20 protein-coding genes and 1 pseudogene are annotated in these 15784 nt (G+C 50.6%); 8 read left to right on the forward strand and 13 right to left on the reverse strand.

The annotated features are described in order from the left end of the window. Positions 1 to 940: 940 nt before the first annotated feature. From FYJ84_RS13560 to FYJ84_RS13590, 7 genes are all read left to right on the forward strand, one after another. Positions 941 to 1189 carry a hypothetical protein gene (locus tag FYJ84_RS13560; protein WP_154408133.1) on the forward strand — a complete coding sequence of 83 codons (249 nt, stop codon included), beginning with the start codon at positions 941 to 943 and terminating at the stop codon, positions 1187 to 1189. A 158-nt stretch (positions 1190 to 1347) separates the two neighbouring features. Then, a complete protein-coding gene (locus FYJ84_RS13565) occupies positions 1348 to 2178 on the forward strand; it encodes a DnaD domain protein (RefSeq protein WP_154408134.1) in 831 nt (276 codons plus the stop codon). A gap of 192 nt (positions 2179 to 2370) precedes the next feature. Continuing rightward, complete coding sequence (locus FYJ84_RS13570; protein ID WP_154408135.1) at positions 2371 to 2589, forward strand: DUF1659 domain-containing protein; 219 nt, start codon at positions 2371 to 2373, stop codon at positions 2587 to 2589. Between the two features lie 57 nt (positions 2590 to 2646). Further along, positions 2647 to 2868: a DUF2922 domain-containing protein gene (locus FYJ84_RS13575; RefSeq protein WP_154406307.1), complete on the forward strand. Its 222-nt coding sequence runs from the start codon at positions 2647 to 2649 to the stop codon at positions 2866 to 2868. A gap of 51 nt (positions 2869 to 2919) precedes the next feature. Then, positions 2920 to 3144, forward strand: a complete 225-nt coding sequence (locus FYJ84_RS13580) for a DUF1659 domain-containing protein (protein WP_154408136.1) — start codon at positions 2920 to 2922, stop codon at positions 3142 to 3144. Positions 3145 to 3222: 78 nt separating this feature from the next. Further along, complete coding sequence (locus tag FYJ84_RS13585; protein WP_154408137.1) at positions 3223 to 3444, forward strand: DUF2922 domain-containing protein; 222 nt, start codon at positions 3223 to 3225, stop codon at positions 3442 to 3444. A 119-nt stretch (positions 3445 to 3563) separates the two neighbouring features. Beyond that, the gene (locus tag FYJ84_RS13590; RefSeq protein WP_154408138.1) at positions 3564 to 3740 is read left to right on the forward strand and encodes a YvrJ family protein; all 177 of its coding nucleotides are present in this window, start codon (positions 3564 to 3566) and stop codon (positions 3738 to 3740) included. 199 nt (positions 3741 to 3939) lie between these two features. On the opposite strand, the gene FYJ84_RS13595 is transcribed toward FYJ84_RS13590, so the two are convergent. The 13 genes from FYJ84_RS13595 to FYJ84_RS13655 form a co-directional block, all read right to left on the reverse strand. Further along, positions 3940 to 5400 carry an NADH-quinone oxidoreductase subunit N gene (locus tag FYJ84_RS13595; RefSeq protein ID WP_154408139.1) on the reverse strand — a complete coding sequence of 487 codons (1461 nt, stop codon included), beginning with the start codon at positions 5398 to 5400 and terminating at the stop codon, positions 3940 to 3942. After that, positions 5400 to 6932, reverse strand: a complete 1533-nt coding sequence (locus FYJ84_RS13600) for a complex I subunit 4 family protein (RefSeq protein WP_154408140.1) — start codon at positions 6930 to 6932, stop codon at positions 5400 to 5402. The genes FYJ84_RS13595 and FYJ84_RS13600 overlap by 1 nt, the downstream gene beginning before the upstream one ends. Continuing rightward, complete coding sequence (nuoL, locus tag FYJ84_RS13605; protein WP_154408141.1) at positions 6932 to 8842, reverse strand: NADH-quinone oxidoreductase subunit L; 1911 nt, start codon at positions 8840 to 8842, stop codon at positions 6932 to 6934. Before nuoL ends, FYJ84_RS13600 begins: the two co-directional genes overlap by 1 nt. 11 nt (positions 8843 to 8853) lie before the next feature. Next, positions 8854 to 9165 (reverse strand): NADH-quinone oxidoreductase subunit NuoK, encoded by a 312-nt coding sequence (gene nuoK, locus FYJ84_RS13610; protein WP_154408142.1) that lies wholly within the window; start codon positions 9163 to 9165, stop codon positions 8854 to 8856. Then, positions 9162 to 9668 carry an NADH-quinone oxidoreductase subunit J family protein gene (locus tag FYJ84_RS13615; RefSeq protein ID WP_154408143.1) on the reverse strand — a complete coding sequence of 169 codons (507 nt, stop codon included), beginning with the start codon at positions 9666 to 9668 and terminating at the stop codon, positions 9162 to 9164. The genes nuoK and FYJ84_RS13615 overlap by 4 nt, the downstream gene beginning before the upstream one ends. Beyond that, positions 9661 to 10068 carry a 4Fe-4S dicluster domain-containing protein gene (locus tag FYJ84_RS13620; RefSeq protein WP_154408144.1) on the reverse strand — a complete coding sequence of 136 codons (408 nt, stop codon included), beginning with the start codon at positions 10066 to 10068 and terminating at the stop codon, positions 9661 to 9663. Before FYJ84_RS13620 ends, FYJ84_RS13615 begins: the two co-directional genes overlap by 8 nt. 15 nt (positions 10069 to 10083) lie before the next feature. Then, positions 10084 to 11079 (reverse strand): NADH-quinone oxidoreductase subunit NuoH, encoded by a 996-nt coding sequence (gene nuoH, locus FYJ84_RS13625; protein ID WP_154408151.1) that lies wholly within the window; start codon positions 11077 to 11079, stop codon positions 10084 to 10086. A gap of 67 nt (positions 11080 to 11146) precedes the next feature. Further along, positions 11147 to 12244, reverse strand: a complete 1098-nt coding sequence (locus FYJ84_RS13630; protein ID WP_154408145.1) for an NADH-quinone oxidoreductase subunit D — start codon at positions 12242 to 12244, stop codon at positions 11147 to 11149. Then, on the reverse strand, positions 12217 to 12717 hold the full coding sequence (locus FYJ84_RS13635; protein ID WP_154408146.1) for an NADH-quinone oxidoreductase subunit C: 501 nt from the start codon (positions 12715 to 12717) through the stop codon (positions 12217 to 12219). The genes FYJ84_RS13630 and FYJ84_RS13635 overlap by 28 nt, the downstream gene beginning before the upstream one ends. A gap of 1 nt (position 12718) precedes the next feature. Next, a complete protein-coding gene (locus FYJ84_RS13640; RefSeq protein ID WP_154408147.1) occupies positions 12719 to 13288 on the reverse strand; it encodes an NADH-quinone oxidoreductase subunit B in 570 nt (189 codons plus the stop codon). Next, positions 13279 to 13632, reverse strand: a complete 354-nt coding sequence (locus tag FYJ84_RS13645) for an NADH-quinone oxidoreductase subunit A (RefSeq protein WP_154408148.1) — start codon at positions 13630 to 13632, stop codon at positions 13279 to 13281. The genes FYJ84_RS13640 and FYJ84_RS13645 overlap by 10 nt, the downstream gene beginning before the upstream one ends. 265 nt (positions 13633 to 13897) lie before the next feature. Then, positions 13898 to 14650, reverse strand: coding sequence for an RNA polymerase sporulation sigma factor SigH (gene sigH, locus FYJ84_RS13650; RefSeq protein WP_154408149.1), 753 nt, complete (start codon positions 14648 to 14650; stop codon positions 13898 to 13900). A gap of 159 nt (positions 14651 to 14809) precedes the next feature. Beyond that, entirely contained in the window at positions 14810 to 15043 is a 234-nt protein-coding gene (locus FYJ84_RS13655; protein ID WP_235901512.1) for an NYN domain-containing protein, read from the reverse strand. A 118-nt stretch (positions 15044 to 15161) separates the two neighbouring features. Between FYJ84_RS13655 and FYJ84_RS13660 the strand changes: the two are divergent. Then, a pseudogene (locus FYJ84_RS13660) lies at positions 15162 to 15659 on the forward strand (IS1634 family transposase); the annotation flags it as partial. Between the last annotated feature and the right edge of the window lie 125 nt (positions 15660 to 15784).

Below are 15784 nucleotides of genomic sequence, written 5' to 3' on the forward strand. Positions count from 1 at the left end.
TTAGTATCTAATTCCATAGTATAATCAATCCTTTCCATCCTATTACTGATTATACTGCAAAACTATATTCGAAGCAATTGTCTGGCTCAATTACTTACGTAAATTCGCCAGACCTGCCTTCATCCCCCACCTAAGAGGTGGAGGACTTCTGGCAGATTAGGTTAAAATAAAAAGTCACATATCGACCGCATCTTTTAGCATTCTTTGCACGAAAAAAGCCATCCTTGCCCGGATGACTTCTTCGTAGATGTTGTGACCATCAGTGCCGCAAACACTGGTGTATGGTCGAGGTAAAACTCATCAAAAACCTATAGCGGCGAGCCATCGTTGTGGTTCGCTCTTTTTTATGCCTTCATTTTACAGCATTTCTGATATTAAGTCAACATACCTCAATACATCAGCAGGCGAGGGATTCGCCGCGTTTTTCAGTATTGATTAACTTTTTGCTTATGACTGTATTTCTCAATGAAGAACAAATCCCCCTTTGAGTTTCTTTCTTTGATTTTCTTTATTTGAACAATAATGAATTTGCTAATCATCCGTGCTTGCACACAATACGCCTATAATAATTTCATTTTACCATACAATCAGCTGTTTTTCATTCTTTTTTAAATCCAGATTGCTGATGAGCCTGCCTTTATTTATGGGGCTGATGGATATACAGCGACTTTTTCTTTATATTGTTTCCAATAAATCCAGTTTTCGCCGAATTATTTTATGAAGTTTTCGTAATATTATATTCACGATATATAACATTTATTATCAATATATAAGAAAAATATTAATCTTATTTCTTTTCTTTTTTACTTTTATATAAAATAGTGATATAATATATTTATTAGTATAAATGTAAATTTTATTAAAAGGATGTGATTTGCTTTAGTTTTTGAACATAATTTCATTTATATTATTACTTTAATTAATTGAAGGAGTGTTGCTAATGAAAATTACCGCAGATGAATTGCTCATCGAAATCATCCAGCTGGGAGAGGGGACAATTGACACCAGAAAGCTGCGTTCCAGGCTGAATATCTCTAACGGACAGTTTTACCAGCTGCGGAAAATCCTGATTGATGAAGGACGCCTGATTATCACCCACCCATGCCGGGCTGCCCATTACCAAGTGCCGCAGGAAATCAAAGCTGAACTGCTGGAGCTGATGGAGGAAGCAAACCTCATTTCTGCCTGACAACCGATAGCTATAAAAAGGGGATATAGCTTAAAAAGTCAAATATTGGTATTTTTTGAGGCTGGAAAACATGATTCTGTTGCATGATACGCATCAGGCACAGCACACCATATAAACTATCTTTAGTACGAAACCGCGAATTATGAGGTGGTAATAAAATGAGCAAGAAAATAAACTATATTTCACACTTGAACGGATTTATGCAGCGCAGGGTTTATGACCTGCTGAGCCCCTCTGCTACTACGCTCTACTTAGTAATATTTGATGCATTCAATAAATCCTGCTGGAATTTTGAATGGCTGAAACTGCCAACCAGGGAGCTTTTGTATAGAACAGGATTAAGCAGTACCCATACACTGGCATCCAGCAGGAAATTATTGATGGATTTGGGGTATATAGAATTTCAGCTGGTAAAGCATGGTGGCAAGGTATACTCGGCTTACAAGATAAACCCACTGGACAGCAGCGGCATGTTCATTGACAAGGACAACGAACATAATGTGGAAATTAATGATAATTCAGTAGCAGAATTTAACTATAATGTTGTGGACAACTCTGTGGATAACGTTGTGGATAACGTTATCCACAGTTGCTCCACAGCAACGCACCCTGCAACGGAGTCTGCAACGCACTCTGCATCGCACCCTGCAACGGAGTCTGCAACGCACCCTGCAACGGTATATATATATAAAAAAGAAAAAGAAAAAATAAAAAAAGTTAAAAAAGAAGATGAAGATGGCGGACAGCTTCAGGCTCTTTGTGATGCCTATGAGGACTACCGCAGTAAACCCATCTCCCCAAAAGACAGGCAGAAAATCTCCGCCTATCTTTCTGAATACGGTTTTGATGCCATGCTGGAAGCCATGGAAATCATGGTACAGAAAAAGGCAGCCTCTATTGACTACTGTGGCGGCATCCTCAAAAACATGCACAATGACATTCAAAAGCAGAAGGAAGAAGCCATTGCAGCTGGCTGGCAATTAGCCTAAAAAAAATTTTAAAATTCTGCTTGACCATGGAATTCCATAGAGGTACTATGTAAGTACAGACAGCAACGGCACATAAAAAAGCCAAATAAAAAAGCAGCTCTGCTATATATATTTAAAATATATAGCAGAGCTGCCTAAAACAATGCTGTATCTGTATTAACTTTTATATTTTCACTGAAAGGAGATGTTTTCATGAGCACACTGATGGACAAGAATTCCACCCTCAAGCTGAAGCTGGAAACCGGCGTCAACGCCAAGGGGGATGCCACCTGCTCTACCAAGAGCTTTAGCGGCATCAATCCCGGACTCACCGATGATGAGCTTCTGGGCATTGCCGACGGTCTGGCAGGACTGCAGAGCCATGCACTTGCAGAGGTAGACCGGGTTGACACATCTATTCTCTCCGCCTGACGGGCGAAGGGGCAAAACTATGTATTGATTGCGTAACTGACGAAAGGAGTGATTTTTATGGCAGCAACACTGCATCTGGTGTTCAGCAAGGGCACCGGTTCCAAGACTATTACCATCAGCGATCCAAATCCGAACCTCACCAAGGCTCAAGCCTATGAGGCAATGCAGGCGATTGTGGACAAGAAGGCTGTCCTGGTCAAGGACGTGCCTGTGGATGGTATCAAGAAGGCATATTACAGCGATGTCATCGTGACTGAGCTGGAAGATGCCGCAGCCTGAGCCATGAGGCTTGGCTGAGTTTTAAGGTTGTTTGGAAAGGAGGAATTATTTATGGCAATTCGTGAAACAAAGTCTTCTGCCTTGAAGCTGGCACTGATTACCGGCATCAATGACGAGGGGGACCACATCCTTTTGTACAAGACCATCAACGGCTTTGATACTGCTTTAACCGATGCTGATATGAAATCCATCGGTGACAAGCTGGCCGGTCTGTACAATTATCCCAATGAGGATGTGCTCCGTGTTGACACCCACGTTTTGAAGAAGGCCGCATAACCTATGACGGCACTGCTTCAAAGGGCTCTTGAGCATTAAGAGACTCTAGATATTCACTAAAAAGAAAGGAGAATGTGTATGGCAAAGAAGCTTAATATGGTCTTTACCCGTGGCGAAAGCGGCACCAAGACTATTTCCCTGGCAGACCCGAAGGATGGCATTACTGCCAGCGAGGTAAAGGGCGTAATGCAGAACATCATCGACAAGGATGTGTTCCTGTTTGAAACCGGCTCCCCTATTGACGGCATCAAACGCGCCTATATCCGTGAGACTATCATCACGGAGCTGCCGGAGGCATAAGGCCAGCTTGAACGCCTGAAGGTTCAAGGCATGAACTTTATTTACCACCCATCACCATATGTTGCCCCGCTTCCCCAGCGGGGCAATTTTACTACATACAGAAAGGAGCGCACACATTCATGGACGAAAACATTTTATCTGCCATTTCCACGGTGGGCTTCCCCATTGTTGTCTCCTGCTACCTGCTGGTGAAATTCCAAGCCACGCTGGACAGGTTTTCCAACAAGGTGGATGAGCTGATACTGGAACTGCGCAATGGCTATTACTATTTCAATCGCCCTGACAATGCTGCATGAACAGCAAAATTGAAAACCAAAAATCTAAATAAATTCTAGAAAAAAACTGGTATTTTCACTTGTGATGAAAATACCAGTTTTTTCTATGGGTATTGCCCCTGCTCACCCCTCTAAAAGTCTGAACAGAGTCCACAGAGTAACAAAATATTTCAATTCATACAAACTCGCAGCGTCAAATAAGCACTACGAAAAACTGAAATCACTGCAAAAATGTATTTGCTGCCAGATTGGTAAGCTCCGCCAGCTTCTCAGGCCACACGCCTACAACTACCGTAGCCAGCACACTGAGCACCACGGCAGCCCGGACAGCCCCGGAAATTTCCAGCTTGCTGCCGTCCCACCTGCCCAGGTACATGGCCTTTGCCACCAGCAGGTAGTAATACACCGAAATCATGGACATGACAAAGCCCACAAAGGCCAGCCACAAAAATCCCTGGTCAACCACCGCAGTAAAGAGGTACAGCTTCCCGGCAAAGCCAGCCGTAGGCGGAATCCCTGCCATGGACAGCAGGGATATGGTCATGACCGCCGCCAGCACCGGGGCGGACTGAGCCAGGCCTGACAAGGCGCGATGGCTGGTATCCCCCTTCTGGGCCTCCACCACAGCCAAGGCCGCAAAAGCCCCTGCATTGGCAAACACATACAGCATGGCATAGAACATGACAGCCTTCATGCCTGCCACATCAGCAGCCACAACACCCACCATCATATAGCCGGCCTGCGCAATGGAGGAATACGCCAGCATGCGCTTCACATCCTTCTGGCGCATGGCCATGATATTGCCAAAGACCATGCACAGGGCACACAGCACCGCCAGCAGCGGCAGCCAGTACAGCCCCAGCATGGGAAATGCCACAAACAGCACACGCATCATGGCAGCCAGCCCTGCCGCCTTGGAGCCCATAGCCAGCATGGCTGTAACCGGCGCAGGCACCCCTTGGTACACATCCGGCGCCCACATGTGGAAAGGAATCACCGACAGCTTGAAGAAAAAGCCAATCAGCACCAGGGTGATGCCTGCAATCCCCATGGGAAAGAAAAGCTGAGGGCTGCGGCAGACCTCAAAGAACTGGATGCTGCCAGCCGCGCCATACACCAGGCTGATGCCATACAGCAGCACCGCCGTGGACACAGAGCCCACAATCAGGTACTTGACAGCCGCCTCGCTGGAATCCTTATTCCCCATTCTCGCACCTGTCAGCACGTAGAAGGAAATCGTCATCAGCTCCAGCCCCAGGAATACCGTCAGAAAATCCGTGGCGGAGGCCAGCACGCACATCCCCAGAAGCGCCAGCAGCAGAAGGGCGTAGAACTCCCCCCTGTACCGCAGCACCGACTGCACATAATCACTGGCAAACAGCATGGTGAACGCCGTTGCCAGAATAAACAGCTGCTTAAAGAACAGGGCATAATTGTCCACCAGGTACAGCCCCTGATAGAAAAACCTGTCATGTACCGCCGCCATAGCAGCAGGCTCCAGAGGATTGATTGCCCCGTGATAGAGGGTAAACATGTACAGGAACCAGCCTGCCAGAGCAAAAATCAGCACGCCGCCAATGGATTTCCGTGACTCCCCCTCAGGCAGCACCAAATCCATGACAATGGCAAAAAGCCCCATGCCCAGAATAAAAATCTCCGTACTAATCGCTGCAAAATTCATTATCTGACACCCCCTAAAAATGCCGGTGCATCAGCGATGCGCTCCAGCAGCGGCACCAGCTGCTCCGTGCCAGAGCCCACCATCCCCATCAGAAGCTGCGGGAAGATGCCGAAGCCCACCAGGGCAATCCCCAAAATAATCAGCGGCATCATGGCAACGCCCCTGGCATCCTCAAAGTAATCAAAGCGGCTATTGCGAGGGCCAAAGAGCACCTTGGCCAGCATGCGCAGGGTATAAAGTGCCGTAAAGATGATGCCGGAAATCGCCAGCACCGCCAGCACGGGATATACGCCGAAGGAGCCCACGAAAATCGTAAACTCCGGCATGAAGCCAATCAGCCCCGGCAGCCCCAGGGATGCCATGCCTGCCAGCATAAAGCCAGTAGCCACCCTCGGCATCTGATGGGCCAGCCCCCGGAGCTCCCTTACGCTCCTCATGTGGGTGCGCTCGTACACATAGCCAATCATTGCAAAGAACAGGGCACTCATGACGCCATGCGCCACCATATTGGCCACCGCACCGCTGACGGACACCACGTTGAGGGCGGCAAAGCCCAAAAGCACATAGCCCATGTGGGAAACGGAGGAATAACCTATCACATACTTCAAATCATGCTGCGCCAGGGCAATATAAGCCGCGTACACCACGTTGATAATGGCCATGGCGGCAATCAGCGGCGCCCAGAATTTCGCTCCCAGGGGAAGCACCAGCAGTCCCAGACGGATAAGTCCGTAGCCGCCGATTTTCTTCAGCACCCCTGCATGAATCATGGACACAGCCGTAGGGGCACCGGCATAGCCATCCGGGGACCAGCTGTGGAAAGGGAACATGGACAAAAGAGAGCCAAACCCCAGAAGCAGCAGGAAAAAGGCAAAAATCTGGAACTCCTCGCTGAAGCTGCCACCGGCAGCTGCCGCTGCCAATGCCTGCATATCAAAGGTACGGGCCCCCTCCGGGAATGCCGTCAGGTACAGCGCCACCACCCCTACCAGCATAAAGGCGGAGCCCATCAGAAGGTAGATGGTCAGCTTCATGCCGGCATATTCCTTGCTGACGCGCTTGGTAGAGCCCCAGATGATGACCATGATATAAATCGGGATGACCACCACCTCATAGCACAGCAGGAAGATAAACAAATCCCTGGCAATAAATGTGCCGGTGACACCTGCCAGCAAAATCATCAAAAGGATATAAAATTCCTTGGTACGCTCCGCAATGCTCCAGGAGCTGAACACAGCCGCCAGCCCGATAAGCTCCGTCAGGAGCAGCATCGGCAGGGAAATGCCGTCCACCCCCAGGGCGTAATGCACCCCCAAATCCCTAATCCAGGGCACATCCTCCGTGAACTGCATGCCACCGGCAGACATATCATAGCTGAAGAAAGCATAAACCGTCAGCACCAGGGCAAAGGTCATGGAAGCAGCGCAAATTACCCGCACCGACTGCACCGACTCCGAAGACACAAAGCAGAGCAGCAGGGCAGCCGATACAGGTGCCAGCAAAACCGCCGTTAATAATGGAAACCCCTCCATCAGAAAGCACCTCCCAGCATAGCCATTATTTTCGCTGCAAAATACACACCATAGGCCAGCAGGATAATCACGCCGCAGAGAGACACCCCGGCATAGCTCTGTGCCTGGCCGTTCTCCGCAGGGCTGAGCCAGCCGCTGGCAAGCCGCACAACGCCCCCCAGCCCGTTGACAATCCCGTCCACGATATAAACATCAAGCCAGCACAGCACCCTGGCAATGCCATCCACCAGCACCTTAATCAGGGCGGCATAAATCTCGTCAATATAGAACTTGTGGAAGCTGAGCCGATACAGGATGCCGCACCTAGCGGCAAGCTCATCTGCATCCCAGCTCTTTGCCACATAGATTTTCCAGGCCAGCCCCATAGCCAGCACGGCAAGCACAGTAGAAGAACCGGCAATCGCCCAGTCAATCCCCTCATGGGCAGCTGCCCCGAAGCGCACCCACTCGCCAAAGCCAAAGATATGCCCCCACATGCCGCTGAAAACGGACAGCACCGCCAGCACCAAAAGCGGCAGCCGCATGAACCAGCCCACCTCATGGGCATGGTCATAGGCCTCCCGGCTGGCAGGCTCCCCCATAAAGGTCACGAACAGAAGCCGCGCCATATAAAATGCCGTCATAAAGGCAGTCACCACCGCCAGCACATAGAGAGGGGTGCTGACCGCCGCGGCAGCCGCCAAAATCTCATCCTTGGAAAAGAACCCGGCAAAAGGCGGAATACCTGCAATGGCCAGCACACCGATAGTCATGGCGGCAAAGGTCACAGGCATCTTTTTCCTGAGGCCCCCCATCTTGAAAATATCAGCTTCCTCCGCCATGGCATGCATCACAGCACCGGCACTGAGGAACAGCATAGCCTTGAAAAAGGCGTGAGTCATCAGATGGAAAAAGGAAGATGTCAGGGAGCCTGCACCCAAAGCCAGCATCATGTAGCCCAGCTGGCTGACCGTGGAATAAGCCAGAATCCTCTTGATCTGCCGCTGGGTAATGGCGATGCTGGCGGCAAAAATCGCCGTAAAGCCACCTGTCCAGGCAATAAAATTCATCACCACAGGCACCTCGGCAAAGAGGAACATGGCACGTCCCACCAGATATACGCCTGCTACCACCATAGTGGCGGCATGGATGAGGGCGGACACAGGGGTAGGCCCCTCCATGGCATCAGGCAGCCACACATGGAGTGGGAACTGGCCGGACTTGCCGATAGGCCCCACAAAGAGCAGCAGGGCTATCACTGTCAAAAAGCCGGTGCCGCACTGCACCACATAGGCAGGAACCACCTGCTGCAGCTCCTGAAAATCCAGTGTGCCAAAGGTCAGCTGCAAAAGCAGAATCCCCAAAAGCAGCCCGAAATCTCCCACCCGGGTAGTCATAAAGGCCTTCTTGGCAGCCTCCCGGGCAGAAACCTTGTGATAATAAAAGCCAATCAAAAGGTAGGAGCACAATCCCACCAGCTCCCAGAAAAAGTACAGCTGGAGAAAATTCACCGCAACCACCAGCCCCAGCATAGAGCCTGCAAACAGGGACAGGAAGGCAAAGAACCTGCCATAGCCGGGAGCTCCCTTCATATAGCCGCAGGAATAAATCTGTACCAGAAGGGATACCGTAGTCACCACCATCAGCATCATGGCCGTCAGAGGGTCCACCAGCACCCCCATATCAATCTGGACAATGCCTATGTGGAACCAGGACACCTTCTGAATAAACGGCGCCTCAACAGTGATATTCCCCTCTACGACAGCCAGGGCAGTGCCTGCCGCCAGCAGAAAGCTGAGGGCGCTCATGCTCACCGCAATAGCCGCCGACAGCCTGCCGCAGGAACGGGTAACCATGCCGATGACCACAAAGGCCAGGGCAGGCAGCAGGGGAATCAGCCAGGCGTGTTCCAGCGCAAATTCATTAAACATTCCAGCACCCCCTATCCTTTCATCCGATTCAGCTCGTCAACGTTGATGGTTTCCCTGTCATGGTAAATCCGGAAAGCCAGGGCAATGCCCACAGCCACCTCGGCAACCCCCACAGCAATGGCAAACAGCGCCATCAGCTGGCCGGACAAATCATGGACAGGCAGGAACCTGTTGAAAGCTATCAGGTTGATATTGACGGCATTCAGCATCAGCTCAATGCCCATCATAACCGCGATAATATTGCGTTTGGACAAAACCCCAAACATGCCGATGGCAAACAGCACCGCCGCCAGCAGCAGATAATGTGTCAGACCGATACTCATGCCTCGCCATCTCCCTTCGCCAGAATAATGGCGCCCAAAAGGGCTGCCAGCAAAAGGACAGCGGCAATCTCAAAGGGCAGGATATAGGTGTTCAGCATCATATCCGCCAAATCCCCTACCGTATCTGCCGAGCTAAATCCGTCAGAAGCCGGCAGCTGCACAAAGTTCAGCACCAGCCCCATCACCGCCGCAAAAATCACCGCCAGGGCAGCTGCCAAAAGCTCCCTGCCGTTAAAGGGATTGGAGGGAATCCCCTCCCCCTTGTGAGTCAGCATGACGCCCATGACAATCAGCACCGCCACGCCGCCGGAGTAGGTCATGAACTCCACAGCCCCCAGAAAATCCGCCTCCAGGGTTATATACAGCATGCCAACGCCGATAAAGCATGCCGTCAGCAGAAGGGCGCTGTGCACCAGGTTCTTGCTCATCACCACCCCCAGGGCAGTGCCGATAATCAGCAAGGACAGCACCCAGAACACGGCAGAACCAATCAATTCATTCATCCTCGTTCCTCCTGTTCCTCGCTTCCTCTACGGCATCGTAGATAAAATCCTCCTTGAAGTAGCTGGCACCCTCATAGTTTTTGTCCCATGCCAGTGCACCGAAATTGCACCCCTCAAGGCACAAATCACAATACATGCACCGCCCTATGTCATGCACATAGGCGGCAATATGGCGTTTTTTGTTCTCATCAACCTCCACCTGCAGCTTTAACGCTGCATTGGGGCAGTTGATGGCGCAAATCGTGCACGCCTTGCATTTTTCCACATCCAGCACCAGATGACCGCCCCGGAAGCGTTCAGTCATCGGCAGCTTTTCCTCAGGATAATACACGGTTTCCTTTTTGCCAAAGAAATGGCGCCAGGTAACCCTGAGCCCTGTCACAAGTCCTTTGCCCCACATACTTGAAGCCTCCTATCATAGCAGCCATTTGAAGATATAAATGCCAAAGCCCGTCAGCAGAAGGTTCACCAGCGCCAGCGGCAGCAGCACCTTCCACCCGAAGCTCAAAATCGTGTCCATGCGGGTTCTCGGAAAGGTCCAGCCAATCCACTGATACACCAGCACCATCAGAAACGCCTTGATCCAGAACCACAGCTGGGTAGGCAAAAAATCCGGCCCCTGCCAGCCCCCCAGGAACAGTGTAGCCGTCAAAATGCCCATGGACAGCAGATTGGCAAACTCCGCCAGAAAGAACAGCGCCCAGCGCATGCCCGTATACTCCGTAAAAGGCCCGGCAATAATCTCCGACTCACCCTCCACCATGTTGAAAGGGGGGCGGTTGCCCTCTACCAGAGCCGTCACCAGAAAGATAAAAAAGGCAATGGGCTGCAGGAAAATAAACCATATCTCCCTCTGAGCCTCCACGATGGCGCTCATCTTCAGGGAGCCGGTAAGCATGATGATGCCCATCAGGGAAATCACCATGGGCACCTCGTAGGAAAGCATCTGCGCCACGGTGCGCATGCCCCCCAGCATGGCATACTTGCTGTTGGAGGCGTAGCCCCCCATGAGGAAGGGCAGCACCGACTGGGAGGAAATCGCTATCAAAAGAAACAGCCCGATGTTCACATCAGCAAAAATCACGCCATCGTCAAAGGGATACAGGGCGTAGACCATAGCCGCCGGAATGAAAATCAAAATCGGCGACAGCACCCACAGCCACCTGTCAATGCCCTGAGGAATAATATCCTCCTTGGTCAATAGCTTCAGCATGTCAGCCGTGGACTGCAAAAGCCCCCAGGGGCCCACCCTGTTAGGACCGATGCGCACCTGAATCCAGGCGCAGACCTTCCGCTCCCCCAGGGTAAACACCAGGGCGGAGGTTGCCACCAGCAAAAACAGGATGACAATGCACAGAAGCGTCACAATCAGGTTTACAATCAGCTCACTGCCAATGACAGGCAGCAGCATTTCCTTGAGGCTTTCGCCTGCCAGGTATAATATTCCGTTATGCAATCTTTCCACCTGCCTATCAAAATCAACAGTCAACCTCGCCCATCAGCGGGTCAATCGTAGCAAAAGCGGTAACAGCATCAGCCAGCACCATGCCCCTGCACATGTGGTCCAGGGCCTGCAGGTTGATAAAGGACGGCCGCCGGATGTGCACCCTGTACGGCTTGGCCGTGCCGTCGCTGACAATGTAAAAGCCCAGCTCACCACGGGTATTCTCCACCCGCTGGTAGGCATCTCCCTTGGGCGGCTTCAGCACCTTTGGCACTTTGCCCTTGAAGGCTCCCCCCGGCATATTATCAAGGCACTGGCGGATAATCTTTGCGCTCTCCTCAATCTCCCGGATGCGGATGAGATACCTGTCCCAGTTATCGCCGGTCTCTCCTACGGGCACCTCGAAATCCAGCCTGCCGTAGATGCCGTATTTGTCCAGCCTCCTGATATCATACGGGATGCCGCTGGCGCGGATATTGGGCCCCGACATGCCAAAGTGCAGGGCGTCATCCTTGCTGATGACGGAAGTTCCCTGCATGCGCCGCTGGAAAATCTCGTTGCCCGTAAAGAGCCTGTCGTACTCATCCAGCATCTCCGGCACATAGTTAATAAATTCCTCCGTTTTCTGGAAAAACTCAGCCTGGGCATCCGCTGCCACGCCGCCGATGCGGATATAGTGGCAGGTCATGCGGGCACCACAGATAATATTAAACAGGTCGAGGATTTTCTCCCTGTCCCTAAAGGCGTAAATCATGCCCGTTGCTGAACCTAAATCATTAGTCAAGGAACCAATAAATACATGATGGCTGGCAATCCTGTTCAGCTCGCAGCAGATAGTGCGGATATACCAGGCACGTTCCGGCACCTCGATACCTGCCAGCTTTTCCACCGCCATGCAGAAGCCCAGGTTGTTGTTCATGGCGGACACATAATCCAGCCTGTCCGTAAAGGGCACGCATTGCTGATAGGTCCTGGACTCCATCAGCTTCTCAATACCACGGTGCAGATAGCCCATTACAGGCTTTGCCCCCACTATATTCTCACCATCCAGCTCCACCTGCACCTGCAATACGCCATGGGTACTAGGATGCTGTGGTCCCATATTCAGGACGAACTTTTCTGTCTGTGCCATTTCAGCACCCCTCCTTCAATCTTCGGCTGCAAGGGAACAAAATCCTTGCGCAGAGGATGCGCAGTATAATTATCCGGCATGAGAATCCGCCTCAGGTCAGGATGGTGCAAAAATTCCACTCCCATCAGGTCGTAGATTTCCCGCTCCTCAAACTCCGTTCCCGGCCACACCTGAGTCATGGACTCCGCCACAGGCTTTTCCCTGTCCAGGCGGCACTTTACCGTCACCCACTTGTCAAAGCCACGGGAATACAGCATATAGACCATCTCGATATATTCCCTGTAGTCCACCGCGGTAATATTGCCCATGCGGTCAAAGGAAAATGCCGCCCCTTCACGCAAGAGCCGCATCAGGGGCAGCAGCTCCCCGGCAGCCACATAGATATGGGGCTCCGACTGCTCTCCGTCAAACTCTATGGAAGAAAACTCCCCCTGCAAATCCTTCAAATAATTCAGTTCCAAATAAGTTCCCATCTTACTCCACCTTCTCCGGCTCAGCACTTATCCTGGTCATCAGCTCCAGATTGCGCCTGCTCCTTTCCATCCTGTCCTCTGTGCCCAGGGCAAGCTCCGGGTGCTGGATGCGCTTTTTCAGCTTCAGCATGGCATCAATCAGCGCCTCCGGCCGGGGCGGACAGCCCGGCAGGTACACATCCACCGGCATGATCTGGTCAAGCCCTGTCACCACCGAATAGGAGTCGGCAAAAGGGCCGCCGCCGATGTTGCAGTTGCCCATGGCAATCACATACTTGGGATTGGGCATTTCCTCATACAGGCGGATGAGGGGCGGCGTCATCTTCCAGGTCAGCGTCCCTGCCACAATCAAAAGATCGGACTGCCTCGGGCAGGAACGGAACACCTCATAGCCGAAGCGTGACAGGTCAAACCGCGCCGCCGCCGCGCACATCATCTCGATGGAGCAGCAGGCCAGCCCCGAGGACAGGGGCCAGATGGAGTTTGCCCTGCCCCATTTGAACAGGGCATCCACACTAGTTACGATTACGTTATTTTTCAGCTCAGGTGGCACAATATCCACTATTTCCATGACAAAGCCCCCTTCTTCCAGGCATACCAGAGACCGATAGCAAGAATCCCCACGAACACCAGCATTTCACACAGGGCAAACAGCCCCAGCTGGCCGTACTTCACCGCCCAGGGATACAGGAAAATCGTCTCCACATCAAAGAGCAGGAACACCAGCGCATACATGAAATAGCCGATATGGAACCGCACCCTGGTCTTGCCGATGGTGTCCACGCCGCACTCATAAGGTATCCGCTTTGCCTCAGTAGGCTGCCGGGGCTGCAAAATCGGCGCCACAAGCAGCGGAAACACCGGGAAGGCAAAGGCCAGGACAAGCATAAGTCCCAGGCTGGCAAAATCGTCCATCAAAATCCCTCCATCTTTAGCAAATTGCTGCACTAAATTCTCCGGGCTGTATTGCACCTGCAATAGACATACGCCCTTATGTATTATACTATTAATTAACATTATTTCAAAATACTTTTGACTTATGATTAATTGTCAGAATTAATATAAAAATTTATAGAGATTTACAAAAAAATAAGAGCAGTATGCAACTGCTCTCATCATAATCCAGCTTATTTCATTTTATTACCAGCCATAAGACTGCCGTTCAGGGCATAAACCTCCATCAATCATAGGCAAGCTCGTCCTCGATATTCAGCCCGAACATGCCGCTTTCCTTGCGCTTCATACTTGTAAGTCCTTTATAGATGGTAGCGATATCCACCTCGTTACCAGTGGACTCCATGTACTTTTCCAGCTTGCGCTTCACCCGTTGCAGGGCGTTGTCGATGGACTTGATATGGCGGTGCAGATCCACGGCAATCTCCTGATAGGACTTGCCGTCCAGATAGTACATCAGCACCTTCCATTCCAGGTCGCTGAGAATATCCGACATCTTCGCCTCTATGTCAATGAACTCCTCCTGGCTGATGACCAGCTCCTCCGGGTCCGTTACCTTGAGCCCTGAAAGGATGTCCAGCAGGGTGCGGTCAGATTCCTCGTCATAAATCGGCTTGTTCAGGGAAATATAGGAGTTCAGCGGAATGTGCTTCTGCCGGGTGGCTGTCTTGATGGCGGTGATGATCTGCCGCGTCACGCACAGCTCCGCAAAGGCACGGAAGGATGCCTGCTTATCCGTGCGGAAATCCCTGATGGACTTGTACAGGCCAATCATGCCCTCCTGAATAATATCCTCCCTGTCAGCACCCATCAGGAAATATGACCTTGCCTTTGCCCTGACGAAGCTTCTGTACTTGCTGATCAGGTAATACATGGCTGCATCATCTTCATTGTCTTTTAGTTGTGAGATGATTTCTTCATCAGTGAGGCTGCCAAACAGCTTCTCCGCTTCTTCCTCACTTATCAGGCCTCTTTCCATTCGCCGTTTCCTCCATAATTTGCTGAAGTATTGAAATTGCTAGCATTTCAATAACTCATGTCTGATTATACCGCCTAAAAGTGCTGTGAGTCAAGTCAAGATAGTACAACTGAGTTGATTTCACTCACTAAAATCAGAAAGAACTGCCTGATTAGCCTGCTATTTTCCCTTGCGCAGGGCGTCCAGCTTGGCAAGGGTTGCCGCATCCACCCGGGAGGCAATCTCGTTCCTGGACACCGGCAGCACCACCTTGCCCAGATATTTGTCCCGGATTTCCTTTTTCGTCTTCCTGACCAGGCGGTGGAACTCCTTGGAAGGGTGGCGGTAGGCGCCTGCCCCCAGGATGACTGACTGCTCCGCCCCGTCAGAGGTCACGGGAGTTTGACACTTCAAAACGAAAAAAATGCCTCTCAGCCCTTGAAAATAGTGTAGTTTCGCTGTCAAATTTTTCGTTTTAATATATAGTATTTTATAGTATCATGTGGTATAATAAGACGAGGAGGCGATTGTCATGAAAGTAACTACATCAAAATCAAAAAATTCCGAGTCTTTTTATATCGCCAAAAGTTTTATAAATGACAAGGGAGTCAGCACTTCCGTTAATATACGAAAACTTGGAACCCTGAAAGAGCTCATCAAAGAACATGGACCTACACGTGATGATGTCATGGCTTGGGCGCGTGCAGAAGCAAAGCTGGAGACAATGAAGTATAAGGCTGAGAACGAAGCCAAGAAAGTAAAAATAACTTTCAATACCGATGCTCAAATCAAGTATGACCAGCAGGTATTCCATCGTGGAGGATATTTATTTCTGCAATCAATGTATTATGGACTGCATATTGATAAAATCTGTAGAAAGCTTAAAGATAAATATAAATTCGAATATGACATTAACTCAATTCTATCCGATATGCTCTATGCACGTATATTGGAACCTTCCAGCAAGCGTTCTTCGTTCAACATTGCCAATGAATTTCTTGAAAAACCTTCATACAGCCTGCACGATATTATAATGGTCCCAAGAATTTAGACCAGCACTTTATTTTTTAAGCGTGCATGATATAGTAATTAGTAACGAATGGAGGTTACTATCATGCCGAAAAGGAAATACACTGCTGAATTCAAGAGCAAGAT

This window comes from Anaerovibrio slackiae, from assembly GCF_009695585.1.
Taxonomy (GTDB): domain Bacteria; phylum Bacillota; class Negativicutes; order Selenomonadales; family Selenomonadaceae; genus Anaerovibrio; species Anaerovibrio slackiae.

What these genes read in the sequence shown, in the direction of transcription:
- FYJ84_RS13570 (WP_154408135.1), top strand. Translation starts at nt 2,371, where the DNA reads ATGAGCACACTGATGGACAAGAATTCCACCCTCAAGCTGAAGCTGGAA.
- FYJ84_RS13580 (WP_154408136.1), top strand. Translation starts at nt 2,920, where the DNA reads ATGGCAATTCGTGAAACAAAGTCTTCTGCCTTGAAGCTGGCACTGATT.
- FYJ84_RS13635 (WP_154408146.1), bottom strand. Translation starts at nt 12,717, where the DNA reads ATGGGAACTTATTTGGAACTGAATTATTTGAAGGATTTGCAGGGGGAG.
- FYJ84_RS13590 (WP_154408138.1), top strand. Translation starts at nt 3,564, where the DNA reads ATGGACGAAAACATTTTATCTGCCATTTCCACGGTGGGCTTCCCCATT.
- FYJ84_RS13575 (WP_154406307.1), top strand. Translation starts at nt 2,647, where the DNA reads ATGGCAGCAACACTGCATCTGGTGTTCAGCAAGGGCACCGGTTCCAAG.
- nuoL (WP_154408141.1), bottom strand. Translation starts at nt 8,842, where the DNA reads ATGTTTAATGAATTTGCGCTGGAACACGCCTGGCTGATTCCCCTGCTG.
- FYJ84_RS13630 (WP_154408145.1), bottom strand. Translation starts at nt 12,244, where the DNA reads ATGGCACAGACAGAAAAGTTCGTCCTGAATATGGGACCACAGCATCCT.
- FYJ84_RS13585 (WP_154408137.1), top strand. Translation starts at nt 3,223, where the DNA reads ATGGCAAAGAAGCTTAATATGGTCTTTACCCGTGGCGAAAGCGGCACC.
- FYJ84_RS13560 (WP_154408133.1), top strand. Translation starts at nt 941, where the DNA reads ATGAAAATTACCGCAGATGAATTGCTCATCGAAATCATCCAGCTGGGA.
- FYJ84_RS13640 (WP_154408147.1), bottom strand. Translation starts at nt 13,288, where the DNA reads ATGGAAATAGTGGATATTGTGCCACCTGAGCTGAAAAATAACGTAATC.
- nuoK (WP_154408142.1), bottom strand. Translation starts at nt 9,165, where the DNA reads ATGAGTATCGGTCTGACACATTATCTGCTGCTGGCGGCGGTGCTGTTT.
- FYJ84_RS13600 (WP_154408140.1), bottom strand. Translation starts at nt 6,932, where the DNA reads ATGGAGGGGTTTCCATTATTAACGGCGGTTTTGCTGGCACCTGTATCG.
- FYJ84_RS13615 (WP_154408143.1), bottom strand. Translation starts at nt 9,668, where the DNA reads ATGAATGAATTGATTGGTTCTGCCGTGTTCTGGGTGCTGTCCTTGCTG.
- FYJ84_RS13620 (WP_154408144.1), bottom strand. Translation starts at nt 10,068, where the DNA reads ATGTGGGGCAAAGGACTTGTGACAGGGCTCAGGGTTACCTGGCGCCAT.
- sigH (WP_154408149.1), bottom strand. Translation starts at nt 14,650, where the DNA reads ATGGAAAGAGGCCTGATAAGTGAGGAAGAAGCGGAGAAGCTGTTTGGC.
- FYJ84_RS13565 (WP_154408134.1), top strand. Translation starts at nt 1,348, where the DNA reads ATGAGCAAGAAAATAAACTATATTTCACACTTGAACGGATTTATGCAG.
- FYJ84_RS13595 (WP_154408139.1), bottom strand. Translation starts at nt 5,400, where the DNA reads ATGAATTTTGCAGCGATTAGTACGGAGATTTTTATTCTGGGCATGGGG.
- nuoH (WP_154408151.1), bottom strand. Translation starts at nt 11,079, where the DNA reads ATGCTGCTGCCTGTCATTGGCAGTGAGCTGATTGTAAACCTGATTGTG.
- FYJ84_RS13645 (WP_154408148.1), bottom strand. Translation starts at nt 13,632, where the DNA reads ATGGACGATTTTGCCAGCCTGGGACTTATGCTTGTCCTGGCCTTTGCC.